Consider the following 25,295-nt stretch of genomic DNA (forward strand, 5'->3'; position numbering starts at 1 on the left):
GCTTTACAAGCACCCTGTTGAGTTCTCAAAGAACAACCACACACCGACCAGAAGCCCCACCACAGTGGAACCCCAACCGGGGCTATCCGAACCGCGTCCCCGCCGCTCTCGCGCCGGGCACTTTTACCACGTTACCTTACCGTCTTCGCCGTGTCAAACCGTGTGTCCCGGTCTGTCATGCTTCGTACGGGTCAGCGCCGGCGCACTCACGCAGCAGCGAACCGCTGCGTCAGGTCGTCGGATTCGGCAGACCGGCCGCTGCGGTTTCCCGCAGTCTCGCCCGGTTCCCTGCCGGTCGTGAACCTTACCCGGTCGGCTTCGCCGCACCAAATCCGCCTCGCGGCCGATCCGGCAAGCCCCGCCCGGACCGCGTCCCGCAGGAGTGAACCCCTGCTTGACCCGGTTGCCATCCCGTTCCGGTGCCTCCAGGACCTTCGTCCCGTTTGCCCCGTTCCGCGCTGGCAGAGAGAAAGTTACGCGTCTGCGGGTTTGATCGTCAAATCCACGGGTAGCGGCGCGCGTCACATTCGGGCGCCCGAACGGTTTCCCCAGGTCGGACCCGGTCCGACAGCAACGGGGGCTCGGCGACTACCAGCAGTGGGGCGCCGACCGGCCCGATCAGCAGGAGCGGACGGCGGCGATCAGGACGCCTGCCGTCGCCGGGCGGCGAGCCAGGCCCGGATGCCGAGGACGCCGACGGTGGTGCCGATTGCCAGGGACGCGGCGATCAGCAGCGCGTGCACCCACAGAAAGCTGGTGGCTGCGCCGTCGGCCACCGTGCCGGACGCCCAGGACCGCGGGTCCTGCCAGATGGCCACCGCGAACCTCGGCCAGATCACCCAGGTCCAGACGCCGACTCCGACCAGGAAGACAGCCCACCCTCGCGACAGCACCATGGCAGCCGAGTATGCCAGCGCCCCCGCTCACCAGGCCGGCGGCGCGAACGCCGGCCCTCATCGACCGCCGCCCCGGCGGCTCATGCCATCGCACTGCCGCGCCACACCGGAGCACCGAGGTACAGCGCGCAGGCTGTTTCCGGCGTCAGTGGGATGGGCACTGCGAAGGAGGACAGCTGAGGACCGCCCCCTGGAGGTGCCCGATGCCACCGTCGATCTTCAATCCCTGGGCCTGGCGTGATCCGTCCGCCCTGGCCGGCGGCTACACCCAGGCCACGCCCTCGGCCACCCCGCCGGACGGCCAGGAAGGTGGGCACGACGGCCCGGACGCGCCCGGCCCGGGCACACCTGTCGACCTCGTTGGCTATCAGGTGCAGGCCAGCGACGGGCGCATCGGCACCATCGACGAGACCAGCGACGAGGCAGACGCCGGGCACCTGGTGGTGGACACCGGGCCCTGGATCTTCGGCCATAAGGTGTTGCTGCCGGCCGGGACGGTGGCCCGGGTGGATCATCAGGAACGCGTCGTGCACGTCGACCGGACCCGCCAGGAGGTCAAGGACGCGCCAGCGTTCGATCCGGACTCGGCCGACCAGGAGTACTGGGAACGGGTCGGCACCTACTACGCCGACAGCTACCTGTCCCCTCCGGCAACGGACCGCAGGTAATGTGAGGCCGTGGTCCGGACGGGCAACTGCGCATCCGAGGCGGTCGAGCTGGTCGACGGCCGCTTCCTCGGTGCCGTGCCCGGGATCCCGACCGGCTCCGGCGATGGCCGTGAGCAACTTCTGAACGCCCTCCGTGCCGGTGGTCTGCGGTTTCGCGCCGGCGCGCGATGGCGGGCGACTCGCTGAGTCGATCCCGCTGACCGAGCAGAGCTGAGCCAGCCCTACTCGGCGCGCGCCCACGCGTCACCCACCTTCGGTAACGAGAGGCACCACCATGTCCGTCGCACGAATGCTCACCGGCGACCGGCCCACCGGCCGCCTGCACCTCGGCCACTACGTCGGCAGCATCGCCAACCGGGTACGGCTGCACCGGCGCTACGAGAGCTTCTTCATCATCGCCGACCTGCACATGCTCACCACCCGCAACCGTCGGGAGGACATCGACCAGGTCTCCGGCAACGCCCGCGAGATGGTGACCGACATCCTCGCCGCCGGGGTCGACCCGGACCGGGCCACCTTCTACCTCCAGTCGGCCATCCCCGAGGTCGGCGACCTCAACACCCTCCTGCAGAACCTGGTGACCGTCCCCCGGCTGGAACGGGTGCCCTCGCTCAAGGACATGGCCCGCGACGCCGGCAAGGAAGAGATGCCGTACGGGCTGCTGGGTTACCCCGTACTCCAGGCCGCGGACATCCTCTGCGTCAAGGGGGAGGTGGTCCCGGTCGGCCGGGACAACGCCGCACACGTCGAGGTGACCAGGGAGATCGCCCGACGGTTCAACCACCTGTACGGCCCCGTCTTCCCGGTGCCCGAGCTGATCCCGGCCGACACACCGAGCCTGGTGGGGACCGACGGCGCCGCCAAGATGAGCAAGAGCCGGGGTAACTCGATCGCGCTCTCCGACGACGCGGCGACGGTGCGTCGCAAGGTGCTGGGCATGTACACCGACCCGAACCGGGTGCGGGCCGACGTGCCGGGCACCGTGGAGGGCAACCCGGTGTTCGCGTACCACGAGGTTTTCAATCCGGACCGTGACGAGGTGACCGACCTGGCCCGGCGGTACCGGGCCGGGCGGGTGGGTGACGTGGAGGTCAAGGAACGGCTGGTCGTCGCGCTGGAGGGGTTCCTGGCGCCGATCCGGCAGCGTCGGGCCGAGATCGAAGCCGACCGGGGTCTGGTCGACCGGCTGATCGTCGAGGGCACGGAACGGACCCGCCAGGAGGTCCGCCGGACCGTGCTCGAGGTACGCCGGGCGATGGGGCTGACCGGCGCGTACCAGCAGCTGCGGCGGCGGGCTGAGCGGAGCCGGCGCCGGACGGACGCCTCGACCTGAGGCCGGGGCGTCCGGTCGACGGCGTGACGCCGGGTCCGCTGTGAAACCGCCGTGTTCTCAGCGGATCCGGACGTCGGCCAGGTCCAGGGTGATCGGCGTCCAGGAGAGGTCCGGGGTGCGGTCCTCCTGGCGGATGTGGATCCGGCGTCGTGTCGGCACGACCAGCCCGTCGACCTCGGTGGCTCCGCTCACGTAGTGCGCGACCGGGGAGGAGCCGTTGACCACTGCCTGGTAGTCCATGCGCCGCAGCAGCCCGCCGTCGTCGAAGTAGTACAGCTGGGTGTCGGTGTGGGTGTGCACGCTCTCGGGGAACGTGACGCGCAGGACGCGCCACGACTCGCCGTCCTCCGTCCACGGCTCGACCTCGTGCGCCTCGACGCCTGGCCAGGTGAACAGGAACGGCTCGACGAGGTAGTGCCAGGTGGCGTAGCCACGGAAGTAGGCCGCCTGGGCGAGCGTCCACTGGCTCTCCCCGGTGTAGTCGGCGAAGCTCGCCCGGGGGTTCGTCAGCTCGTCGATCAGGCTGCCGTCGGCCGCGGTGACGGTGACCCGGTCGGTGTCGCTGTCGTACTCGGTGACCCGGCCGGTGCCCTCCTGGACGTGGCGGATCCGTTCCCGGTGCAGGTCGGCCTCGACCAGTTCCGTGCCGTCGAAGTCGGGTCGTCCCTTGAACGCCCAGAACGGGCCGCCGTAGGTGAGCCGCGTGGTGAGGGTCGAGGCGGTGTTCCAGCGGTCGAGGCCGCCGTGGCGCTCGATCACCTTGGCGAGCAGTGCATCCATGACTTACTCCTAAGTTAGGACTATACGATCCGACATTAGCACTGCCCGGTGGACGCCGACTACGATGGCGATGTGACTCAGCGGACTTACCAGGACGCCTGCGGGGCGGCGCGCACGATGGACATCGTCGGCGAGCGCTGGGCGCTGTTGATCGTCCGAGAGTTGGTCTTCGGCCCGAAGCGTTTCGGTGATCTGCGGGCCGGCCTGCCGAAGGCCAGCCAGAACGTGCTCAGCCAGCGCCTTCGGGAGTTGGAGCAGTCCGGCATCGTCCGGCGGGTGCAGCTCGGGCCGCCGGCCAGCGTGCACGCGTACGAGCTGACGGAACGCGGTCAGCAACTGGAGCCGACGCTGATCGAGCTGTCGCGGTGGGGTGCCGGCCTGCCCGCGGAGCCGGACGTCGAGATGAGCACGGACGCGTTCATGCTGCTGCTCAAGGCCCTCTACCGGCCACCGACCGACGCGCCGATGACCGCACGACTCCGGTTGCAGGTGGGCACCGACGCCTTCGAGGTGGGGGTGACGCCAAGTGGGATCAGCGTGGCCCGTGGCCGGTCGGGCCAGGTCGACGTCACGGTCACCGGCACGGTGAGAGCGCTGCGGGACCTGATGTTCGGCGGCACACCGCTGCGATCGGCGGTCTCGGCGGGCGACATCGAGGCGCACGGCGACATCGGGGCGGCCGAGCGGTTCTTCCCGCTCTTCGGAGCGGCGCCGGGCGAGTAGACCGGGTGAACCGGCGGCCCATCTGGCGCAGAATGCGAGGATGAGGAGGATTTTCGACATTCATCCGGTGCGGGCGGGAGTGACCCACCGGACCACGATGTTCGAGATCTTCTTCGACCTGGTCTTCGTCTTCGCCCTCACCCGGGTCATCACGTTCATGGCGGGGTCGCCGAGCGCGCTCACCCTGGCCCAGGGGCTGCTCCTCCTGCTCCTGCTGCTCTACTCCTGGGGCCCGTACACCTGGGTGGGGAACCTGGTCCGGCCGGACGTCGGCCTGGTACGCGCGGCCACCCTGGTCGCGATGGCGGCGATATTCGTGGCCGCGCTGGTGCTGCCGGACGCCTGGAAACAGAGCCCGGGGTTGTTCGACGCGCCGCTCACCATCGCCCTGGCCTACGTGGTCGGCCGCGCGGTGCAGCTCGTGATCCTGTTCTGGGTGAGCGCGGCGAACCCACCGCTGCGCTCGACGCTGCGTTTCTTCAGCGTGCCGGTGATCCTGGCGTGGCTCCCGCTGATCGCCGGCGCGCTGCTCGGCGGCGTGGCCCAGACGGCGCTCTGGACCGCCGCGTTGCTTGTGGACATCGGCGGCTCGCGGATCGCGTCGGCCTTCCGGCCGTGGCAACTGGGCAGCATCGACCACTTCACCGAGCGGTTCGGCCTGGTGCTCATCATCGCGCTGGGCGAGTCGTTGATCTCCGCCGGCGAAGGGCCACGGACGATGGCACCGGTCGGTGTGGCCGTGCTGGCCGCGCTGCTCGGTCTCACCAGCACGGTCTGCCTGTGGTGGCTCTACTTCGACCGGCTGGCACCCGCCGCGCGCAAGGCCGTCAGCAACGTGCCGGGTGAGCGGCGGGCCAGCGTGGCAGGCGACGCGTACGGCATCGGGCACTCCCCGCTGATCATCGGTGCCATCTACGTCGCGCTCGGCATCGAGGAGGTGATCGCCCAGCTCACCGAGGAGTCGGCGCATCCCGGCCGGTTGGGCTGGGAGGCCGCGACCGCGCTCTACGGCGGCACCGCCCTCTACCTGCTCAGCAGGTTGGCCTTCCGTCGGCTGACCCTTCGTGCGGTGTACCCGACGCAGGTCGTCGCCGCGCTGCTGCCGCTGCCCCTGCTGCCGATCGGCCGGTCCCTGCCGCCACTGGCGGCGCTCACCCTGCTGACCGCCTTCCTGATCGGGGTGACCTGGTTCGAGCGGCGGATGGACCGACGCGACGAACGACCCGAGCCGGCACAGCCGGGTCCTTGCTGAGCGCCTCCGCGCCGTCGGTGCAGCCCGAGCAGAAAGAACCTGACGCGCCGTGTCGATAACCGCGGTCCGCGTTCGTCGTCATGCTGTACGGCGACACGCCGCACCGAGAGGAGCCGAAACGTGAAGTACATGCTGCTGTTCATGAGCCCCATGGTCGACGGTCAGGTCGTCGACAACGGGTGCAGCTTCGAGGACTGGATCCGGTACGACCGGGAGATGAAGGACGCCGGGGTCTGGGTCTCCGGGCATCCGTTGCAGGACCTGACCACCTGCACCACCGTGCAGGTGGGCCCGGACGGCGAGCGCACGATCACCGACGGGCCGTTCGCCGAGACCCGTGAGCTGCTCGGCGGGTACGACGTCATCGACGTGCCGGACCTCGACGCCGCGCTGGACTGGGCGGCCCGCAGCCCCGGGGCCATCGGCACCGGCTCGGTCCAGGTCCGTCCGATCTTCGAGATCGACGTGCAGGTCTGACCGTGCCGGGTGAGGGGGAAGCCGTCGGGTCGTCGGTGGAAGCGGTGTTCCGGGAGGAACGCGGCCGACTGCTCGCCTCGCTGGTGCGCCGCTTCGGCGACCTCGACCTGGCCGAGGAGGTCGCCTCCGAGGCTATCGAGGCGGCGCTTGTGCACTGGCCGACCGACGGGGTGCCGAGCCGGCCGGGCGCCTGGCTGCTCACCACCGCTCGACGGCGAGCCGTGGACCGGCTGCGCCGCGACCGGGTGCTGGCGACCCGGCTCGCCGTGCTGCAAGCGGAGGCCGAGCGGGCCGACCACGCCCCGCCCGCCGACGCGGACCCAGACCTGCCCGACGACCGGCTGGCGCTCTTCTTCACCTGTGCGCACCCGGCCCTGGCCGCGCAGGATCGCGGCGCACTCACCCTGCGGTTCCTGGCCGGCCTCACCACCACCGAGGTCGCGCGGGCCTTCCTGGTGCCGCCCGCCACCATGGCCCAGCGACTCGTCCGCGCCAAACGCAAGATTCGCGACGCACGCATCCCGTTCCGGGTGCCGGGCCCGGACGAGCTGCCCGGTCGTCTGCCCACGGTGCTCCAGGCCGTCTACTCGGTCTTCACCGAGGGGTACGCGGCCAGCTCCGGCCCGGATCTGCAACGGACCGACCTGGCCGAGGAGGCCATTCGGCTGGGCCGGATCCTGCGTCGGCTGCTGCCGGCCGAACGGGAGGTCGCCGGGCTGCTCGGCCTGATGCTGCTGGTCCACGCCCGACGGGCCGCGCGTACCGGGCCGGACGGCGCCATGGTCCTTCTCGACGACCAGGACCGCGGACGCTGGGACCGTCCGATGATCGAGGAGGGGCGGGCTCTGGTGGTGGTGGCGCTGACCGGCCGAGCGCCCGGCCCGTACGGCGTGCAGGGCGCCATCGCCGCGCTGCACGACGAGGCCGACGACGTGGCCAGCACCGACTGGCCGCAGGTGGTGGCGCTCTACGACGTGCTGCTCGGCCTGGTGCCCTCACCGATCGTGGCGCTCAACCGGGCCGCCGCGGTGGCCATGCGGGACGGGCCGGAGGCGGGGCTCGCCCTGCTCGACGAGTTGGCCGACGATCCGCGCCTGCGCGGTCACCACCCCTATCCGGCGGCGCGGGCCGACCTGCTGCGCCGGCTCGGCCGGTACGACGAGGCCGCGACCGCGTACCGCAGCGCGTTGACGCTTGTGGGCACCGAACCGGAGCGCGCGTACCTGCTCAGACAGTTGCGATCCGTGTCGACCGAGTGAGCTGTACCCTTCCCCGGGTGAGTCTGCCTCTGCCTCCCGGGCCGTTCGCCGCGTACCTGTTCGACTGCGACGGCACCATCGTCGACTCGATGCCGCTGCACTACCTGGCCTGGCAGCGGGCCCTCGAGGAGTGGGGCTGCGAGTTCCCGGAGGACCTCTTCTACGCCTGGGGTGGGCGGCCGACCGCCGACATCATCGTCGCGCTGAACGAGCAGCAGGGTCTGGCCATGCCGGTGGCGGCCGTCGTCGAGCGCCGGGAGAGCTACTACCAGGAGTTGCTGCCGCAGCTCGCCGCCGTGCCCGAGGTGCTGGCGCACATCCACGACGCGCACCGGCGGGTCCCGTTCGCCGTCGTCTCGGGCAGCACCCGCGCGTCGGTCACCGCCTCCCTGGACGCGCTCGGCCTGCTGGACCGGTTCGACGTGCTGGTCTGCGCCGACGACTACACCCGGGCCAAGCCCGACCCGGAGGCGTTCCTGCTCGCGGCGGAGCAGCTCGGCGTACCCCCGGAGTCATGCCTGGTCTTCGAGGACACCGACCTGGGCATCCAGGCCGCGACGGCGGCCGGCATGGCTTCGGTACGCGTGCCGCAGCAGCGCACGCCCTGACGTCTCAGGCCACCGTCAGCAGGAGCTTGCCGGCGTAGGAGGTCTGTAGGCGCTGGTGCGCGTCCCGCACCTTGCCCAGCGGGAACTTCTCCGCGACGTGCACCACGAACGGTCCCGCCTCGATGAGTTCGTTGAGCCGCTGCAACTGTCGAGGGCTCGATTCGCCGTCGTACGCGCGGACCATGACGCCCGGCCGTTCCTGCGGCTCCGGCCGCACCCCGTGGGCGAACGCGACCACCCCGCCATCGGCCAGCGCCTCGGTGAGCCGGTCCAGCGTCGCGCCGCCGGCCATCGCCAGGATGGCGTTCACCCCGCCCGGCGCGGCGTCCCGGATCCGGGCCAGCACGTCGGTCATGTCGCCGTGGCCGTCGAGGGACACGTCGGCGCCCAGCCGGGTCACCAGCGCGACGCCGTCCGCCCCGGACGCCACGGCGACCACGTTCAGTCCCTGTCGCTTCGCCAACTGCACGGCCAGGTGGCCCTGACCGCCGCTCGCACCGAAGATCAACAGCCAGGCGCCGGCCGACAGGCTGAGCGCGTCGAGCCCGGCCAGCGCGGTCAGCGCGTCGGTGGGCATCGCACCGGCGTGCTCGGCGGGCACACCATCGGGCACCTTCGCCGCGTACTCCGCCTTGACCGACGCGTACTCGGCGTAGAAGCCGCCCTTCGGCCGCGTGGTGGCGGAGACGTAGACGAGGTCGCCCACCCCCACGTTGGTCACAGTGCTGCCGGTCGCGATGACGGTCCCGACACCGTCGGAGCCGGGCACGATCGGGAGCGCCGAGCCCTCCGGCACCAGCATGCCCTCGCGCTCGTACACGTCCCACACCCCGACGCCGGCGCTCAAGACCCTGATCAGCACCTCGTCGTCGGCGACCTGCGGGATCGGCAGCTTCCGCAGGGTGATCACCTCCGGACCGCCGAACTCGTCCAAGGCCGCGGCCTGCATCCGCTCTGGCACATCCCCGTCAACCATGTGGATTCCCTCTCCGTGCCGGCGTCACGTCGCAGCATGCCGGCTCGGAGACGGGCGTGGCCCGGAGCCGAGCGTCGTTCACCCACAAGGACGAACGCCCACGCTCGGCGGGACTGGCCGGGCGTAGCCGGGACGGGCACGGGAATGTCCGGCGTACCGCGCCGGACGCGTCGCGCTGGCCGCAGGACCGACGGGAGGGGCATCGTGCACGCTCCGTCGACACGGGCCACGGCCTGGCTGCTGGTGGCGCTCGCCGCGGCCTCCGGCTGCATCGACGTCATCTGTCTGACCAAGCTCAACGCCTACTTCGCAAGCGTGGTCACCGGCAATCTGGTGCACTTCGGCCACGCGCTCGCCACGGCCGACACCCGCTCGCTCGCGGGGGCGGTGGTGGCGGTCGGCGGGTACGCCGTCGGCGTGGCCGCTGCCACGGTGCCCTTGCGCCACACCCCGCCGGGTTGGAACCGCCGTACCGCGGTGGTGACATCGGCCGAGGCGGTGCTGCTGCTCGGCTTCACGGTGGGCTGGCTGGCCTGCTCGGCCCGTCCGGGGTACGGGTTCGGACTCGTGCTGCTGGGAATGGCGGCCGTGTCGAGCGGCATCCAGAGCGTGATCACCGTGGCCGCGGGCGTACGGGGTGCGTCGACCACCTACCTGACCGGCTCGCTGACCGATCTGGTCCGGCGTCGCGTCGTCGACCCGCACCGGTTCGCCGACGTGGGTGGTATCGGCCGACTGGCGGGGCTGGTGACCGGCGCCGTGCTCGGCACGGTGGTGCTGCGCACGGCCCCGACCTGGGCATCCGTGCCGGCGGCGGTGCTGGTTGTCGCCGTGATCGCGATCGCGATCGGCCTTACCCGACGCGCGCGAACCGCCGCCGGCCGAAGCCAGCCGAGTTGACCGAAGCCGCGATCAGGAGGTCTGCGGCTCCGGGCCGCGAAGCGCCTGCTCGACGGCGTCGCGTACCCGGGCGTCCTCGCGCGCCTTGCGCTGCGCCTGGTTGCGGCGCCGGTACAGGGACGCCCCGACGAGCACGGCGATCAGCACGACGAGCGCGAGCACCAGCGTCCAGGGCAGGGCCCAGCCGTGCGCGGTGACCTGGACCGCCTTGAGCGGGGTGGTGGAGCCCGAGGCGTCGGTGAGCAGTGGTGTCAGGGTCGCGGTCGCGGCCAGCGAGATGGCGGGCGCCACCCCGTGGACGGGGACCGTCACGTCCCAGCTCTCACCCGGAAGCAGCTCCGGCGGCGCGGCGACGTCCTCGGCCCGTACCCGCAGTAGGCCGAACGGGCCCGAGACGGTCACCGCCTGCTTACCGGACAGGGCCGCGTTGCCGACGTTGTGGATCTTGTAGGTGATGGTGGCGTCACCCTTGCTGAACGGGTTGGTCGGTCCGGCGTACCTGACGTGGAGGTTCTCGATCGCGAGGTTCGGCTTCAGCTCGCCGCCCACCCGCAACTTGATCCGGATCCCGAGGCGCCGGTCGACGTTGATCCCCTCCGCCTGGTCGGCCTGGGTCAGCGTGGTGAGGATGCCACCGACGTAGTCCCCGGGGGTGGCGTTCTCCGGAACACCGACCGTGAAGGGCACCTGGGCGGTCTTTCCGGGCTGGATCACGACGCTGCCGGCGTTCGGCTTCACCCAGGCGCCGATCGCGGTGGACTTCTTGTCCTTGGTGAGCAGGTCGAGCTGGCCGGCGTCGGTGGTGAAGCCGTCGGCCGCGTACACGGAGAGGGTCAGTGGTGCCGGGCCGCGGTTGGCCACGACCATGGCGTCCTCGACGGCACCACCCGGGTTGACGTTGTAGCTGTAGCTGGACCGGGCCTCGCCGTAACCGTTGGAGGCCGTCCGGACCGTCCAGGCGACGTTGCCGTCCGCGGCCAGGGTGGGACCGGCACCGACACCGACGGCCGCGACGACGGCGAGCAGGGACAGTGCGGTCGTACGGAGGAGTGCGGCGGGCGTGGTCTTCCAGCGCGTGACGGACGGTTGCATGTCGGTTCCTTGAAGTGATCTTGGACGGATGGCAAATGGGTGGCGGGGTAGACACCCGAAGGTGCCTACCCCGCCGACGGAACTGTTCGGTCAGCTGCTCAGGGCAGTGATCGTGAGGGTGGTGCGGTAGCTGCCCTTCGCGATGCTGTCCGGGATCTTCAGGTCCAGGTCAGCGCCGAGCTTGGCGCCGCCGCGCGGGTGACCCTGCGCGGCCGCGGCGAGCGCGCTGGAGACCGAGAGGCCCTTGCCCTGGTCGTCGAGCGACGACAGGACCGGGGCACCGGCCTCGGCACCCGCGCCGGCATCGAGCACGTACGGGGTCCAACCGAGGTAGGAGCCGGCGAACTTCTTGTCGGCGTCCTGGAAGTCGCCGACGTTGGCCGAGATCGACCACGGGGCGAGCGAGCGCCGGCTGTCCGACACGAGGATCGGGTTGATCTTGCCGTTGGCCTGGAAGTAGGTGCCGTCGCGCTCCTGCGCGGTACCCAGGTCGACCAGACCGTTGTAGCCGTCGATCGTCCAGCCGAACTCGCCCGGAGCCGGGTTCGGCACGTTGACCTGGATGGCCTGGCCGTCACCGTGGAACGGGTGCACGGTCACGTTGTCGACGATCGAGCCGACCGGCTGACCATCCGGGGTGTTGACGCAGGAGAGGCCCTTCTCGACGGCCGCGTTCGGCGCCGCGCAGGTGCCGCTGCGGACGTTCGCGAGAACGAGCTTGTCGCCGCGAACCTGCACCTTGACGTAGCTACGGACGTGCTCCTGGTTCTGCACGGAGTTGTACCAGTACTTGTCCGCGTCCAGCGGGTCCGGGCCGTTGCCGCGGATGCCCGTGCCGGTCGTGTCCGGCTTCTTGATGTCGTAGTACTTCGAGCCGGAGGCCGAGTTGGCCGTCACGTAGATGACGCCACCCGGGCCGGGGAAGACGTCGGCAGCACCCGGCTTCTCGGCCGGGTTCTCCTTCTGGCCGTTCTTGATGGAGTAGCTGCGCGAGTAGCTGTGGTCGTGGCCCTGCAGCACCATGTCGACGCCGAGGTTGGAGAACGCGGTGGTGAAGTCCTCCCGCCGCTGCTTGTTGTCCGTGTCGGTCGCGTGGCTGGCCGGCGAGTAGATGGAGTGGTGGTAGACCAGCACCTTCCACTTGGCCTCGGAGCCGTGCTTGTTGATGACGTCGGTGACGTACGCGACGTGCGCCGCGTCGCCGCCGGCGGAGCCGTCCGCCGGGTTGACGTAGCTGTTGCTGTTCAGGTCGATGAACAGCACATCCTTGTGGATGAACCAGTAGTCGCCGCCGGACCGGGTCGCCTGGTCCCCGCTGTAGTACGCAGACGAGCGGTCGGTGTTCGGGGTGAAGTGGTGCTGCTCGTAGGACTTGCCGCCGACGTCGTGGTTACCGATGGTGGCGACGAGGGGGATCTGACGCAGCTGGTCGGGGGCCAGGAACGAGGTCCACTGAGCCTCGTCGTTGGCGCTCTCGACGTGGTCGCCGGCGGACACCAGCAGCTCGGCGTTCGGGTTGGCCGCGGTGGCGACCTTCAGGGTGTCCTCCCAGCCGGCCTGGTCCTTCAGCCGGTCACCGGAGGAGCCGATCTGCGGGTCGCCGAAGAAGAGGAAGTCGTAGTCGCCCTCGAAGTCCTGCGTCTTGAAGGCGTACGCCGGGGACCAGCTGCCCTCGGCACCGACCCGGTACGAGTACGCGGTCTTCTCGCGCAGGTTGCTGATCGTGGCGTGCCGGTTGAACCCGGTGGTGGAGGTGTTCGCCGCACCAACGGCGTCGAAGCTGACCGCGCTGGCCGGGAACTCGCCGTTGACGATCTCGGCGGTCGGGGCGAGTTGGATCTTCTGCGCGGTGTCGGCGGAGGAGTACCAGCTCACGATGCGCTGGGTCTCGTTGGCGCCGACGCCGAGGACCACACCGGTGATCGTGGTGGACTCGGCCGCGTTCGCGGTGGCCATCAGGCCACTGCCGAGGGCCGCGCCCATTCCCAGGAACCCGGCTGCGACCCCGGCGACCAGGCGCCGCCGCACGAGCGCGGAGGCCCGTGTCGAGGTGCTCAATGTCATCGACATTGTTCCCTTTTCAAATAGAGAAATGGATTGTGCCTTCACCCGACGCTGGGGAAGCAATTCCACGCTTTCGCCGCCCGATGAACCGACCATGAACGTGATCTTGCGAAAGACTGCACTTCACGAACTACTTAGCCCTACTCATGATCCAGAAACGCGCTGCACAAACCAGATCAGCCCCATAATGGACACGGCTGCGGAAACGGCCCCGGTCGCCCAGAGGCCGGCTTTCGGCGCACGACGGCGCAGCACGAACAGCAACGGGAAGACGACAGCGATAATCGTCAACTGAACGACCTCGATGCCGACGTTGAACACCAGCAGCGACCACAGCAAAGTCCACGACCACGCCTCGTCGATGCCCAGTGCGCCAGCGAAGCCCAGACCGTGTACGAGGCCGAAGCAGAACACCACACCGAGGCGGATCCAGCCGGCCCGATCCAGGCTGAAGTGCCCGCGCCCCGCCGTCTCCAGGTCGGCCGCGTGCTCACCGCGCCGCCAGATCCCCCACAGGTGCCAGCCGGCGACGACGGCGATCGACAACGCGATGACCGGCTCCACGATCGCCCCCGGCACCTCGACCAGGCCGAGCGCGGCGAGCATGAACGTCACCGAGTGCGCCAGGGTGAAGCTGGTGGCCGCCAGCACGATCTCCCGGAGCCGCCGCGACCCGGCGATGAGCGCCAGCAGGAACAGGATGTGGTCGATCCCGGTCAGCAGATGCTCGGCGCCCAGGAGGAAGAACTCGCCGAACCGCTGGTACCAGGCCTGCGCGGTGGAGAAGGACGGGTTGGCGGCGTCGAGCGCGGCGCTGCCCGAACGGCCGTCGATCTCGTAGGTGACGATCGTCTTCGTGCCCTTGACGTAGCCCTCGTCGTCCGGGAAGAGCCCGCTGCGCACCACGTGCTCGTCGACCCGCTCGGGGCAGGTCCAGTCCAGCAGCAGGTTCGCGTACGGCACGCCCTCGCGCTCGCCGATCGTCGCGTCACCCACCTGGGACGGCTGGCAGGCCGCACCTCGGGAAGTCACCGAGAACCGGTCGGAGACGTACCCGAGGACCGCCGACGCGTGACTCTTCAGGGCGGCGGCCTGGGCAGCGGTGTCGCCCGCCTCGAACGCGGCGGTTCCCACCTGGAAGAGCGGGTCGTCGTCGCCGGCATCCGCGGCGGACACGACGAGAAGGTCGTATTCGAGCTCCACCCCGGTCCGAATGTGACCCTCGTCTCCCGCCGCAATTTTCGCGTACACAGTCGACGAGAAACCGTGCGCGGACGCCGGTTCGGCCCCCAGAAAGGGAACCACCGCTGCGGCGAAACCGACAGCGGCCACGAAAACGGTACGGCGGATACGGCCTGACATTCGACTCCCTCGGTTGGCCAGTGCACGTTGCATGCCGTGGGTGAACACCAACCCGCGCACCGACGAACCGCCGGAGAACAACAGCCCCGAACGACCGCCCACCGATTACCGGTGACCGGAATTGAGATAGGAATACCAAGAAGTACGCGCACTTTCCGCCACCACCCGGAGGACGATCACCTTGCGCCCCCCGCTTCGGGCCGTCGCCCTGCTGGCCGCGACCGCCGCGCTGGTCACCGCCTGCAACTCCAGCGACGACTGGTCCGAGCCACGTCCGGCGCCCAGCGCCATCGGCACTCTCGGCCCGGGGTTCGTCGACCCCGCCACGAAGCCCGCGCCGGAGGCGACCATCACCCCGCAGCCCGGCTCGTGGGCCGGCGTCCACCCACCGAAGGACTACCGGGTGGTCCTGCTGACCAGCGGCGCGGACAACCCGACCAAGGCGCTCGTGGCGGCGGTGAAGGAGTGGGCCGACGACGAGCACGTCGACCTGAGGACCATCGTCGTCGGGAACGCGCACGACGCCGTTCCCAGCATCGCCAAGGCGATGGAAATGGGCCCGGACCTCATCGTGAGCGCGGGCAACGACCTCATCGACGGGCTCGCGCTGGTCACCCCGAACCACCTGGACGAGAAGTTCCTCGTGGTCGGCGCGGAACTGGCCGAGCCCACCCACAACGTCACCGCGGTCGACTGGGACGGCGCGTCGTTCCGTGGCGAGGGCCTCGGCATGTCCTCGACGTACGACCCGAACTCGTTCACCGCGGACCGCTGCGCGGCGGCCATCCGGGCGGGCGTGGCCGCCGTCCTCAACGACCTGACCGGGATCGTGGTCTGGCTCTGACGCTCGGGCTCCGCCTCGGAGCCGCACGGCCCGGCGCGGAGGCTTGCGACCTCCGCACCGGGCCTGGACGTCACGCGGCCGAGCAGGTGGGAACCATCCCCGTCCCGGTGCCGCTGCCCTGGTAACCGAACTCGGTCGACTGCCCGGCTGCGATGGAGCCGTTGTAGGCGACGTTGGTGAACTGGACGGCCCCGGTGCTGCCGCTCCGGTTGGCGCCCCAGATGCTGGTGATGCTGGCGCCCGACGGCAACGTCATGCCGACCGTCCAGCCGTTGACCGGTGCGACGCCGGCGGTCACCCGCACCGTGGCGACGAAGCCGCCGGTCCACTGGTTGACCGACACCGTCGCCGCACAGCCAGCACCGGTCGGCGGCGGCGTCGTCGGCGGTGGGGTGGTCGGCGGCGGGGTGGTCGGCGGCGGGGTGGTCGGCGGCGGGGTGGTCGGGGGCGGGGTCGTCGGGCCGTCCGCCAGGACCGGTGTCGGCCAGTCCCGCCAGTCGGCCAACCGACCGAGCGCCCTACTGGAAATCCGGATCACACCCGGCTCGTTGCCGGTCTTCAGCAGGAACTTCCGGATGTTGTTCTGCAACGGGGTACGCCACTCGGGGCGGTTGGCGCAGTGGGTGCCGTCCTGCACGTCGGACCAGTAGGTGATGTTGTCACCGGCGCCGAGCGCCCGGTAGACCTCCGCGCCGCCCAGGGCCGCCACGCTCGCCGACCGGGGGCCGAGGTTGGCGATGTGCGGGTTGTCCATGATGAACAGCCCACGCGGTGCCACCATGGCGACCATCTCGTGCGTGTCCACCGGGAGCCGGTTCGGGCTGCCGGTGAACGACCCGAACGCGTCGCCCAGCCAGGGTTGCTCCCCGTACGCGCTGCTCAGGCTCTGCGCGCCCTCACCGGGGATGCCCCGGAAGATGGGGACGCCCGCGCTGCCCGATTCGATCGGCATGGTCAGGGCGATGCGCTGGTCGAACACACCGATCGCGAAGGCGCCCTTGCCGTAACGGGAGCAGCCGGTGACGCCCATCGCGTCCGCCTTGATGATCCTGCCGTCGGACTGTTCGATGACGTCGATGATGCGGCTGACGCCCCAGCCCCAGGCGGCGAGCAGTCCCGTGCTGCTCGACGAGCCGTAGATGCTGTAGAACGCGCCCTGCTTGTTGTTCCGAGGGGTGCCCTCGCGGCCGACTGCCAGCGGGTCGTAACTGATCACGGCAGCTCCGGCGGCCTTGATGGTCGCCGTGTCGGCGCCGAACCCGCCGACGACCACGACGGCCGGGAAGGGACCGGTGCCGCTGGGCAGCTCGACCCGCGCCGAGAAGCTGGAGGTCCTGCCGTTGTGTGACACGTTGACGGTGACGGTGCTGCTGGACACCGTTCCCGTGACGGTGGCGGGCTTCGCGGGCTTGTCGCCGAAGACGAACTTCTCGGCAAGCTCCTTGATCTCCGCCCGTCGGCAGCGCCAGTCGGACTTGGAGCTGATGGTCGTGCCGTTCAGCTTCTTGAAGGGGTCGGGAAGCTTGGCGTTGGTCGGCAGCGAGCCCAGGTCCGGCAGGCCGGACACGGCGCAGTCGGCGCCCTCGTCCTCCACGGCCAGCGGGCCTACGGCGGCCTGAGCGTCGGTGGTTCGTGTTACTACCGATACCGATCCGGCGACCGTGAGCGCTGCTACCGCGAGCGCGACGACCGCCGAACGGGTCCTAGAGCGGCCCGAGCTGATGATCACGGGGCTCTCCTTCCGAGTGGTGATGGAAAGGAAGGAACGAAACGTGATCGATGATCACGAATGCCAGCCACGTAAAGCTTGGGCGATTCAATCGCCAGGTGTCAATATTTTGCCGAAACTTTCGACGCCTTCCCGCCTTCTCGGTCGGCCCTTCAACCCCGCCGCAGGGCGTCTCTCCGCCCGGGGCCGCGGGTGGGGCCGCCGGTGACCCCGCAACAGGTATCGGAAAGGTTTCGACAATCAGCGCGGGGCGGGCCCGCGGTCGTCGAACTCGTACGTGGTGGTCAGCCCCTCGGGCAGGTCGGGGACCAGGGCGTTGGTGCCGTCGACCACCTGGACGTAACGCTTCCCCTGGAAGATCGAGTAGCTGCCGTCGGGCACCTGATCGATCCGGAAGAGCTGCGTCGAGGCGGCGTCATCACAGGCCCGGCCGCGTACGCTGCCCGGCGCGGCGTCGTGCACCACGGTCATGCAGATCGCGTTGCCACCGGACGCCAGCAGGATCCGGTACCTGTCGCCCTCCGGGCGCAGCACCCACAGCGCCCGGTCGTCGATGCCCTGTTCGGTGGTGGCCCGCACCTGATCGCCGTCGCGGTCGATCGCCAACGTGGCCCCGCGCATGCCGGGCAGCACGATCTGGACCTGCCGCCGGCCGCCGAGGATCTCCTGCGGTCCCGCCGAGGCGGTCGCGGACGGGACCACGGGCGGTGCGACGTGGGTGGCCGGGCCGACATCCGGCGTCTCGACGTCGTTCCGCACCTGCGACAGAGTGGTGCCAGCGGCGACGGCCACCACGGCCAGTGCCGCCGCGCCGACTGCCGCCCGACGCCGCCGACGCCTGTCGCTGCGGTGTCGCAACGTCTGCGCCCCGGGCAGCGTGGTGACTCGCCGGACCTCGTCGGCGATCGCGGTGAGATCGTCGCGCGGATCAGCCATGGGAGGTCTCCTCCTGGTGCGCATCGGTCAGCAACCCGGCCATCGCTCTCCGACCACGGGCGAGGTACGTCTTCACGGTTCCGACCGGGGCCTGCATCTCGGCTGCCACCTCCGCGACGCTGAGATCGTTGAGGTGGTGCAGCACCACGGCCCGCCGCTCGTTGGCGCTCAGCCGTTGCAGCGCCTGCAACAGTGCGACGTGGTCCTCGTTCAGTCCGGGCACACCCTGGTCGACCGCCGCCCGGCGGTGTGCGCGTACCCGGTTGAACGCCTTGCGCCAACTGCTCACCGCGATCCGGGAGGCCACCCGGCGGACCCACGCCTCCGGACTGTCCGTCTCCCGCACCGTCCGCCACCGCTGCCAGGCTCGCATGAACGCCTCGGCGACGGCGTCCTCCGCCTCGGCGCGGTTGCCGGTGAGCGCGTACACGTGACCCACGACCCGACCCGCACAGGCCGCGTAGAGGGCGTCGAACTCTTCGGCGTCACGCATCCGACCGGTGCCCTCCCATGCCTCGTCCCCTGGTCACCGCCGCATGGAACTCGCCCGGGTGAACGGGCCGCGTCGGCGCGGGGCGAGATTGTGGCCTCCGTCACACCGGAGTGATCAACCTAACGACCTGGCCAGGCGTCATCGTGCCGACCCGGGAGACGCCCGTGGCGGAGAGGACGATGTGCGACGACGGCAACGACGCGCCCTGACAGCCGGCGTACTCGCGACCGCGCTGGTTGCGGCGGGCCTGACCGCCCAACCGGCGACCGCGCAGGAGAGGCCGACGGCCACGGCCCCCGGCACCTCCGGAACGTTCACCCTGATCACCGGTGACCGGGTGTCGCTGGACGCGGCAGGTCGCCCGCAGATCCAGCGCGGGCCGGGGCGGGCCGCGATGCGGTTCGTGAGCAGCCGGGAGGACGGCCACCAGTACGTCATCCCGGTGGACGCGATGCCACTCGTGCGGGACGGGCGGTTGGATCGACGTCTGTTCGACCTGACCACGCTCGGCGAGTTCGGCTACGACGACCGGGCCGCCGAGTTGCCGCTGCTGGTCGCGTACCCCGAGAACATGGCGGCGCGGGCGCGGACCGCGACCACCGGGGGTGCCGGGCGGGTGCGGGCCGATCTCCCGGCCGCGCACGCGCTCGCGGTCCGGGCGGACCGGAACGACCGGGTGACGCTCTGGGCGTCACTCACCCGCGGTACGTCGTCCGCGCGCACCCTCACCACGGGGGTCACCCACGTCTGGCTGGACGGCAAGCGCACGGTTTCCCTCGATCGCAGCGTGCCGCAGATCGGTGCCCCGGCAGCGTGGCAGGCGGGTTTCGACGGCACCGGCGTCACCGTCGGCGTGCTGGACACCGGAATCGACGCCAGCCACCCCGACTTCGCCGGCCACCTCACCGAAGTCCGGGACTTCACCGGCGGCAACGACCCCAGCGACTCGGTCGGCCACGGCACCCACGTGGCGTCGACGATCGTCGGCAGCGGCGCCGCCTCCGGCGGCAGGTACCGCGGGGTGGCGCCCGGGGCGAAGCTGCTCGTCGGCAAGGTCTGCGCCACCACCGAATGTCAGGACTCGGACATCATCACCGGCATGCAGTGGCTCGCGCCGCAGACCCCTGTGGTCAACCTGAGCGTGGGCGGCGACGACGCACCCGGCCTGGACCCGCTGGAGACCGCGGTCCAGGAGCTGAGCCACCGGTACGGCACCCTCTTCGTGGTCGCGGCCGGCAACGAGGGGAAGCCGAAGTCGGTCTCCTCGCCGGCCTCCGCCGACGACGCCCTCGCGGTCGCCGCCGTGGACGCCGACGACCAGCGCGCCTACTTCTCCAGCCGGGGCCCGCGCGTCGGCGACAACCACATCAAGCCCGAGATCAGCGCGCCGGGCGTCGACATCGTGGCCGCCGCCCCCGGCGGCGACTACGCCACCATGTCGGGTACGTCGATGGCGACCCCGCACGTGGCCGGCACCGCCGCGATCCTCGCCGGGCAGCACCCGGACTGGACCGGCCCGCAGCTCAAGGCCGCCCTGATGGACTCGGCCAAGCCGACCGGCGAGGACACCATCTACGAGCAGGGCGCCGGCCGGGTGGACATCGCCCGCGCGGTCGCCCAGCCGGTCGCCACCGACATCGCCGCCATCGACTTTCCGGTGCAGCGCTGGCCGCACGCCGACGACAGCCCGATCACCCAGGTCGTGGGCTACCGCAACACGGGCACCGCGCCGGTCACCCTGACGCTGGCCATCGCCCCGGCCCCGGCCGGCATGCTCACCGTCAGCCCGGCCACGCTTGTGGTGCCGGCCGGTGGCCGCGCCGAGGCGACGATCACGGTGGACACCCGGGTGGACGCCCCGGACGGCGTCTACCAGGGGGCGCTGACCGCGACCGGTGCCGGCGACCTGCGGGTACGGACGCCCTTCGTGCTGAACCGTGAGATCGAGAGCTACGACGTACGGCTCGACCACACCGGACGCGACGGCAAGCCGGCCACCGAGTACACGACCGTGGCGGCGAACCTGACCACCGGTGAGTTCAGCACCCTCCCCGCGACACCTGGCGGTGGCGTCCTGCGGCTGCCCAAGGGTCGGTACGCGCTGTACAGCACCATCCACGAGGGCGCCGTGTCGACCCTGCTCGCACAGCCGGTACTGGACGTCCGTGGTCCGGTCACCGAGGCGGTCGACGCCCGTAGCGCCAAGCCGGTCGCGTTGACCGTGCCGCAGCGCGACGCCGCGCCGATCTCGATCAACGTGAGCGCCAACTGGGACGACGGCTTGCGCTACCCGGGCGTCCAACTCAGCGGTGTGTCCTTCGCGGACGTCTTCTTCGGCCGGCTCGGGCCCGCCGTCGCGGCACCCGAGTTCACCGCGACGCTGGGCGTCGGGCTCGCCCGGCCGGGCAAGGACGGCACCTTCCGGAACAGCCCCTACACCTACGACCTGGCGTACGTCGACAAGGGCGACATGTTCACCGGCCTGACCGGGAAGCTGTCGCCGAAGAACCTGGCCACCGTCAGGACGACCTACCGGAGCCAGTCCACGACCGCGACGGCCGTGCGGTTCCACCGCGCGTCGGCGCCCGGAGGCGCGGGCCCGATCGGGTCGAACACGCCTGTCGACCTGCCGTTCAAGGGCACCGAGTACTACAACACCGACGGCGGCATCGTCTGGACGTCCACGTTCCTTGAGGGGGACAACTCCACGACGCAGGATTCCACCTTCACGTCGGGGCGGACGTACACCCAGACCTGGAACGCGGCGCCCTTCGGGCCCACCGTGGCCCAGGCGCCGACCCTGTCACCCCTGGGGTACGCGGGCCGCGACGGCGACACCATCTCGATCGCGTCGGTGCCCCTGTTCGGCGACGCGGCCGGTCGTCCCGCGAGCCGCGACGACCGGCCGGTGCGGTTCCGGCTGCTGCGCGACGGTAAGGAGATCGGCGCCTCGGACAGCGCGTGGGCCGAGTTCGCGGTGCCCGCCGGGAAGGCCACCTACCGTCTGGAGGCGACCGCCACCCGAGACGCCCCGGACACCCTGTCGACGTCGGTCTCGGTGGCCTGGACCTTCACCTCGGCGCACACCGCGTCGCCGGAGCGGTTGCCCCTGACCACGGCTCGCCCCACGCCTGTGCTCGACGACACCAACACGGCACGGACCGGCCGGATCATGACGATCCCGGTGGCGCTGGACTGGCAGGCCGGCTCGACTGCCGCCCCCAACCGCACGCTCGGCGTGTCCGCGTCGTTCGACGACGGCCGGACGTGGGTCGCGTTGCCGGTGCTCCGGAACGTCGCCCTGATCAGTCATCCGCGCCGGGCCGGATACGTCTCGCTGCGGCTGACCGCCACCGACACCGCCGGCAACACGGTCACCCAGACGATCCAGCGGGCCTATCGGATCGCCTGACGCACTGCCTGGACCGGGGCGGCGGCCGCTTGAGCCGCCGCCCCGGACCGAACCTGTGCGTGAGTGCCTCAGTGCGTCGCTGCCTCAGTACCTCGGTGCGTCGGTGCCTCGGTGCCTCAGGCGGTGAGGGCGCCGTCGATGGCGATGGACGCGCCGCTGATGAAGGTGGCCTCGTCGCTGAGCAGGAACGCGGTGAGCGCGGCGACCTCGTCGGAGGTGCCGGCTCGTCCGGTCGGCTGCGCCGACAGGTAGCGCTCCGCAACTTCCGGGGCCTGGCTGACCACGCCCTGCCAGAGCGGTGTGTCGATCAGACCGGTGACCAGGGCGTTGACCCGCACACCGGAGCGCGCCACGTCGAGGGCGGCCGAGCGGGTCAGACCGATGACCCCGTGCTTCGACGCGTTGTAGGCGGCCTGGGTCCCGTCACCCTTCACGCCGGAGACGGAGGCGTTGTTGACGATCGCGCCACCGCCGGAGGCGATGATGGCCGGAAGCTCGTACTTCAGGCCGTAGAAGACGCTCGTCAGGTTGAGGGCGAGCGACCGGTGCCAGTTGTCGCTGTCGGTCTCGCGGACGCTGGCCATCGGGCCACCGCCGGCGTTGTTGAACGCGCCGTCCAGCCGCCCGTACTCCGTCACCGCGGCGTCGACGAGCCGCGCCACGTCCTCCTCGACGGTCACGTCGGTGGGCACGAAGAGGGCGCTACCGCCCGCGTTCCTGATCTGCGCGGCAACCTCCTCGCCCCGGTCCTTGTCCCGGGCGCCGATGATGACGCGAGCTCCTTCCGTGGCCGCCCGCTGGGCGAACGCCAGGCCCATGCCCTGCGTACCGCCGGTCACGACCAGGACCTTCGACTCCAACCGTCCAGACATCTCGTCTCACATCCACTTCGACTGGTAGCCGCTACGTGGTCCGCAGGGCTTCGTGCGACGGAACGCTAGCCTTTTCTGGAACGGTCGACAAAGTAATGACACTCACAATGGGTGCTCTGCGGAGTGTGCACAGCGTGCTCGGCCTGCCGATTTCACGGCCAAAGCGCCTAGCCCACTGAGACACGGCTCGAAAGGCTGCTGTAACAGGAGGCACATTCTTTGGCGATCGTTCCATAACTTGGTTAGCGTTGGCCGGGTCGCGTGAATCCGTGCAAACCACTCTTAAGGACCAGTCATGCCCAGAGGTCACACCGCCCCGCAGTCCCAGCGGTGGAAGGCCCTGTTGTTCATCTCCATCGCTCAACTGATGGTGCTGCTCGACGGGGCGGTCATGAACATCGCGCTCCCCTCGGCGCAACAGGCGCTGCACTTCACGGACGGGAGCAGGCAGTGGGTGGTGACCGCGTACGGCCTGGCCTTCGGCGGCCTGCTGCTGGTCGGCGGCCGGATCGGTGACATGGTCGGGCGCAAGCGCACCTTCCTGATCGCGCTGGCCGGCTTCGCCATCGCCTCGGCGATCGGCGGCCTGGCCGTCAACGCCGCGATGCTGCTGTTCGCCCGGGCACTACAGGGGGTGTTCGCGGCCCTGCTCGCGCCGGCCGCGCTCTCGTTGCTGTCCCTGTCCTTCACGCAGCCGAAGGAACGCGCGAAGGGTTCGGCGTGTTCAGCGCGGTCTCGATCGCCGGCGGCGCGGTCGGCCTGATCGTGGGAGGGCTGCTCACCCAGTACCTGAACTGGCGCTTCGCGATGTTCGTCCTCGTGCCGATCGCGGTCATCGGGATCCTGGGCGCCAGTCGCACCGTCCACGACGACGGCGAGCGGCACCGCGCCCGGCTCGACCTTCCCGGCGTCCTGCTGGCCAGCTCCGGACTCGTCGGCCTCGTCTACGGGTTCGGCGTCGCCGAGAGCCACGGATGGTCGGCGGGTGTGACCATCGGGTCGTTCACCGTCGGGGTGCTGCTGCTGGCGACCTTCGTCGTGGTGCAGGCACGGGTCGCGTCCCCGCTGCTGCCACTGCGCGTCCTGACCGAACGCAACCGGGCCGCCGCGTACCTCTCGGTGGGCCTTGCGATCGTCAGCATGTTCGGGATGTTCCTCCTGCTCAGTTACTACTTCCAGCAGGTCAAGGGATGGTCGCCGGTGATGGCCGGTCTGGCGTTCATGCCGATGGCCGTGCCGCAGGCCATCGGGGCCACGCAGATCGGCGCCCGACTCGCGCACCGGATCGCCCCCCGGCCGATCATGGTCGGCGGTTACCTCGTCACCGCGGTCGGTCTGGTGCTGCTCGCTCTGCTCGACGCGGACAGCGGCTTCCTGGAGATCGCGTTCGCCGAAGCCGTGATCGGGCTCGGCATCGGCACCGCGTTCATGCCCGCGATGAGCATCTCCACTCACGGCGTCGAGCCCAAGGACGCCGGTGTCGCCTCCGCGATGATCAGCTCGTCGCAGCAGGTCGGCGGGTCGATCGGTACCGCTCTGCTCAACACCATCGCGACCAGCTCGGCCGCCACCTACCTGCTCGCGCACGGTGGCCCGGCGGCGCGAGCCCAGGAGCGCAACGAGGCGCTGATGCACGGCTATTCGGTCGCGTACTGGGTCGCGGTCGGCTTCGTGGTCGCGGCGGCCATCGTCTCGGTGGCCATGGTGAACGCCGGCGCTCCGAAGCCGGTCCCGGCCTCGACGGACGCCCTCGGGGACGTCACGCCGGTGCCCGTGCACTGATCGCTGTCGTATCTGCTGGTCGGGCGCGGTGACCGAGGACACGGTGCACCGACTCCGCGGAGAGGGTGGAATCAGGGGTGTGAGCAGAGAAGGCACCGGCGCGTGACGTCGTGAGGTCCACTCTTTCGACCCGCGAACCGGGTCCGTCCAGCGCTGGCACGACGCCCGCGGCGAACGAACGGGTGACGGCCGCCCATCGACAACGCTGGGCGGTGCAGACGATGGCTGTCGCACCCGACGACCAGGTGCTGGAGATCGGATGCGGTCGGGGAGCGGCCGTCTCCCTGGTCGCCGGCCAACTCACGACCGGCCGGATCGTCGCCATCGACCGCGCCGCGACGATGGTCCGGCTCGCGACGCAACGGAACCTGAGCCACATCGACGCCGGCAGAGCCGAGATCCGGCGCTCCGGGTTCGAGTCGGCCGACCTTCCGACTGACCACTTCACCAAGATCTTCGCGGTGAACGTCAGCCTCTTCTGGTTGGGCGACGCAGCGCAGCAGATCGCTCGGATGCGAAGCCTGCTGGCGGCGGGAGGACGGCTCTACGTCTTCGGCGAGCGACCCACCGCCGCGCACGCCACCGCGAACCTCACCGCGACCGAACTACTGCTCGAAACCCACGGTTTCGCCACGACCACAACGAGCGCCACCCGTGGTCGGGGCCAGGTGCTGACCTGTGTGACCGGCACGCCGATCGCGTGAGGCGGGGCTGATCACAGCATCGACATGAGCCGGGGGGGGGGGGGGGGGTGGGGCCCCCCCGCCCCCCCCGGGGGGGGGGGGTGGGGGGGGGGGGGGCCCAACCGGGGCGCCAACTCCCCCCCGGGAGGCCGGC

General features: G+C 70.6%; 21 protein-coding genes and 1 pseudogene. 12 read left to right on the forward strand and 10 right to left on the reverse strand.

Going from position 1 to position 25,295, the window contains the following annotated elements; genetic code table 11:
- Nucleotides 1-641: 641 nt before the first annotated feature.
- A complete protein-coding gene (locus tag ACFYL6_RS32835; protein WP_387177106.1) occupies nucleotides 642-896 on the reverse strand; it encodes an SCO4848 family membrane protein in 255 nt (84 codons plus the stop codon).
- Between the two features lie 203 nt (nucleotides 897-1,099).
- Between ACFYL6_RS32835 and ACFYL6_RS32840 the strand changes: the two genes are divergently transcribed.
- On the forward strand, nucleotides 1,100-1,564 hold the full coding sequence (locus ACFYL6_RS32840; protein WP_387177107.1) for a PRC-barrel domain-containing protein: 465 nt from the start codon (nucleotides 1,100-1,102) through the stop codon (nucleotides 1,562-1,564).
- Between the two features lie 274 nt (nucleotides 1,565-1,838).
- Nucleotides 1,839-2,897: a tryptophan--tRNA ligase gene (gene trpS / locus ACFYL6_RS32845; protein ID WP_387177108.1), complete on the forward strand. Its 1,059-nt coding sequence runs from the start codon at nucleotides 1,839-1,841 to the stop codon at nucleotides 2,895-2,897.
- 57 nt (nucleotides 2,898-2,954) lie between these two features.
- Here trpS and ACFYL6_RS32850 read toward each other — a convergent pair whose 3' ends face one another.
- On the reverse strand, nucleotides 2,955-3,677 hold the full coding sequence (locus tag ACFYL6_RS32850) for a hypothetical protein (protein ID WP_387177109.1): 723 nt from the start codon (nucleotides 3,675-3,677) through the stop codon (nucleotides 2,955-2,957).
- A gap of 72 nt (nucleotides 3,678-3,749) precedes the next feature.
- Between ACFYL6_RS32850 and ACFYL6_RS32855 the strand changes: the two genes are divergently transcribed.
- The 5 genes from ACFYL6_RS32855 (at nucleotide 3,750) to ACFYL6_RS32875 (ending at nucleotide 7,996) form a co-directional block, all read left to right on the forward strand.
- Nucleotides 3,750-4,400, forward strand: coding sequence for a winged helix-turn-helix transcriptional regulator (locus tag ACFYL6_RS32855; RefSeq protein WP_387177110.1), 651 nt, complete (start codon nucleotides 3,750-3,752; stop codon nucleotides 4,398-4,400).
- A gap of 40 nt (nucleotides 4,401-4,440) precedes the next feature.
- A complete protein-coding gene (locus tag ACFYL6_RS32860) occupies nucleotides 4,441-5,652 on the forward strand; it encodes a low temperature requirement protein A (protein WP_387177111.1) in 1,212 nt (403 codons plus the stop codon).
- 129 nt (nucleotides 5,653-5,781) lie between these two features.
- The gene (locus tag ACFYL6_RS32865) at nucleotides 5,782-6,129 is read left to right on the forward strand and encodes a YciI family protein (RefSeq protein ID WP_387177124.1); all 348 of its coding nucleotides are present in this window, start codon (nucleotides 5,782-5,784) and stop codon (nucleotides 6,127-6,129) included.
- A 2-nt stretch (nucleotides 6,130-6,131) separates the two neighbouring features.
- Complete coding sequence (locus ACFYL6_RS32870; RefSeq protein ID WP_387177112.1) at nucleotides 6,132-7,388, forward strand: RNA polymerase sigma factor; 1,257 nt, start codon at nucleotides 6,132-6,134, stop codon at nucleotides 7,386-7,388.
- Between the two features lie 17 nt (nucleotides 7,389-7,405).
- Complete coding sequence (locus ACFYL6_RS32875; RefSeq protein ID WP_112675211.1) at nucleotides 7,406-7,996, forward strand: HAD family phosphatase; 591 nt, start codon at nucleotides 7,406-7,408, stop codon at nucleotides 7,994-7,996.
- A gap of 4 nt (nucleotides 7,997-8,000) precedes the next feature.
- On the opposite strand, the gene ACFYL6_RS32880 is transcribed toward ACFYL6_RS32875, so the two are convergent.
- Nucleotides 8,001-8,972: a zinc-binding alcohol dehydrogenase family protein gene (locus tag ACFYL6_RS32880; protein ID WP_387177113.1), complete on the reverse strand. Its 972-nt coding sequence runs from the start codon at nucleotides 8,970-8,972 to the stop codon at nucleotides 8,001-8,003.
- Nucleotides 8,973-9,116: 144 nt separating this feature from the next.
- Between ACFYL6_RS32880 and ACFYL6_RS32885 the strand changes: the two genes are divergently transcribed.
- Complete coding sequence (locus tag ACFYL6_RS32885) at nucleotides 9,117-9,872, forward strand: YoaK family protein (RefSeq protein WP_387177114.1); 756 nt, start codon at nucleotides 9,117-9,119, stop codon at nucleotides 9,870-9,872.
- Nucleotides 9,873-9,884: 12 nt separating this feature from the next.
- Here the strand turns inward: ACFYL6_RS32885 and ACFYL6_RS32890 are convergent, their stop codons facing one another.
- The 3 genes from ACFYL6_RS32890 to ACFYL6_RS32900 form a co-directional block, all read right to left on the reverse strand.
- Nucleotides 9,885-10,964, reverse strand: a complete 1,080-nt coding sequence (locus ACFYL6_RS32890) for a WxL protein peptidoglycan domain-containing protein (protein ID WP_387177115.1) — start codon at nucleotides 10,962-10,964, stop codon at nucleotides 9,885-9,887.
- Nucleotides 10,965-11,054: 90 nt separating this feature from the next.
- Nucleotides 11,055-13,028: a fibronectin type III domain-containing protein gene (locus ACFYL6_RS32895; RefSeq protein ID WP_387177116.1), complete on the reverse strand. Its 1,974-nt coding sequence runs from the start codon at nucleotides 13,026-13,028 to the stop codon at nucleotides 11,055-11,057.
- Nucleotides 13,029-13,172: 144 nt separating this feature from the next.
- The gene (locus ACFYL6_RS32900; protein ID WP_387177117.1) at nucleotides 13,173-14,204 is read right to left on the reverse strand and encodes a HupE/UreJ family protein; all 1,032 of its coding nucleotides are present in this window, start codon (nucleotides 14,202-14,204) and stop codon (nucleotides 13,173-13,175) included.
- A gap of 367 nt (nucleotides 14,205-14,571) precedes the next feature.
- Here ACFYL6_RS32900 and ACFYL6_RS32905 point away from each other — a divergent pair, with 367 nt between their 5' ends.
- Nucleotides 14,572-15,234, forward strand: a complete 663-nt coding sequence (locus tag ACFYL6_RS32905) for a hypothetical protein (RefSeq protein WP_387177118.1) — start codon at nucleotides 14,572-14,574, stop codon at nucleotides 15,232-15,234.
- A gap of 70 nt (nucleotides 15,235-15,304) precedes the next feature.
- On the opposite strand, the gene ACFYL6_RS32910 is transcribed toward ACFYL6_RS32905, so the two are convergent.
- The 3 genes from ACFYL6_RS32910 to ACFYL6_RS32920 form a co-directional block, all read right to left on the reverse strand.
- On the reverse strand, nucleotides 15,305-16,828 hold the full coding sequence (locus ACFYL6_RS32910; RefSeq protein WP_387177119.1) for a cellulose binding domain-containing protein: 1,524 nt from the start codon (nucleotides 16,826-16,828) through the stop codon (nucleotides 15,305-15,307).
- Nucleotides 16,829-17,203: 375 nt separating this feature from the next.
- Nucleotides 17,204-17,899 carry an RICIN domain-containing protein gene (locus ACFYL6_RS32915; RefSeq protein ID WP_387177120.1) on the reverse strand — a complete coding sequence of 232 codons (696 nt, stop codon included), beginning with the start codon at nucleotides 17,897-17,899 and terminating at the stop codon, nucleotides 17,204-17,206.
- Nucleotides 17,892-18,392 (reverse strand): sigma-70 family RNA polymerase sigma factor, encoded by a 501-nt coding sequence (locus ACFYL6_RS32920; RefSeq protein WP_124822440.1) that lies wholly within the window; start codon nucleotides 18,390-18,392, stop codon nucleotides 17,892-17,894. Before ACFYL6_RS32920 ends, ACFYL6_RS32915 begins: the two co-directional genes overlap by 8 nt.
- Nucleotides 18,393-18,573: 181 nt before the next feature.
- Between ACFYL6_RS32920 and ACFYL6_RS32925 the strand changes: the two genes are divergently transcribed.
- A complete protein-coding gene (locus ACFYL6_RS32925; RefSeq protein ID WP_387177121.1) occupies nucleotides 18,574-21,804 on the forward strand; it encodes a S8 family serine peptidase in 3,231 nt (1,076 codons plus the stop codon).
- Between the two features lie 116 nt (nucleotides 21,805-21,920).
- Here the strand turns inward: ACFYL6_RS32925 and ACFYL6_RS32930 are convergent, their stop codons facing one another.
- Complete coding sequence (locus ACFYL6_RS32930) at nucleotides 21,921-22,676, reverse strand: SDR family NAD(P)-dependent oxidoreductase (protein WP_387177122.1); 756 nt, start codon at nucleotides 22,674-22,676, stop codon at nucleotides 21,921-21,923.
- A gap of 391 nt (nucleotides 22,677-23,067) precedes the next feature.
- Here ACFYL6_RS32930 and ACFYL6_RS32935 point away from each other — a divergent pair.
- Together ACFYL6_RS32935 and ACFYL6_RS32940 are read left to right on the forward strand one after the other, a co-directional pair.
- A pseudogene (locus ACFYL6_RS32935) lies at nucleotides 23,068-24,458 on the forward strand (DHA2 family efflux MFS transporter permease subunit).
- A gap of 182 nt (nucleotides 24,459-24,640) precedes the next feature.
- Nucleotides 24,641-25,162 carry a class I SAM-dependent methyltransferase gene (locus tag ACFYL6_RS32940; protein WP_387177123.1) on the forward strand — a complete coding sequence of 174 codons (522 nt, stop codon included), beginning with the start codon at nucleotides 24,641-24,643 and terminating at the stop codon, nucleotides 25,160-25,162.
- The last annotated feature ends 133 nt before the right edge of the window (nucleotides 25,163-25,295 follow it).

The organism is Micromonospora sp. NPDC007208, assembly GCF_042869175.1.
Taxonomy (GTDB): domain Bacteria; phylum Actinomycetota; class Actinomycetes; order Mycobacteriales; family Micromonosporaceae; genus Micromonospora; species Micromonospora foliorum.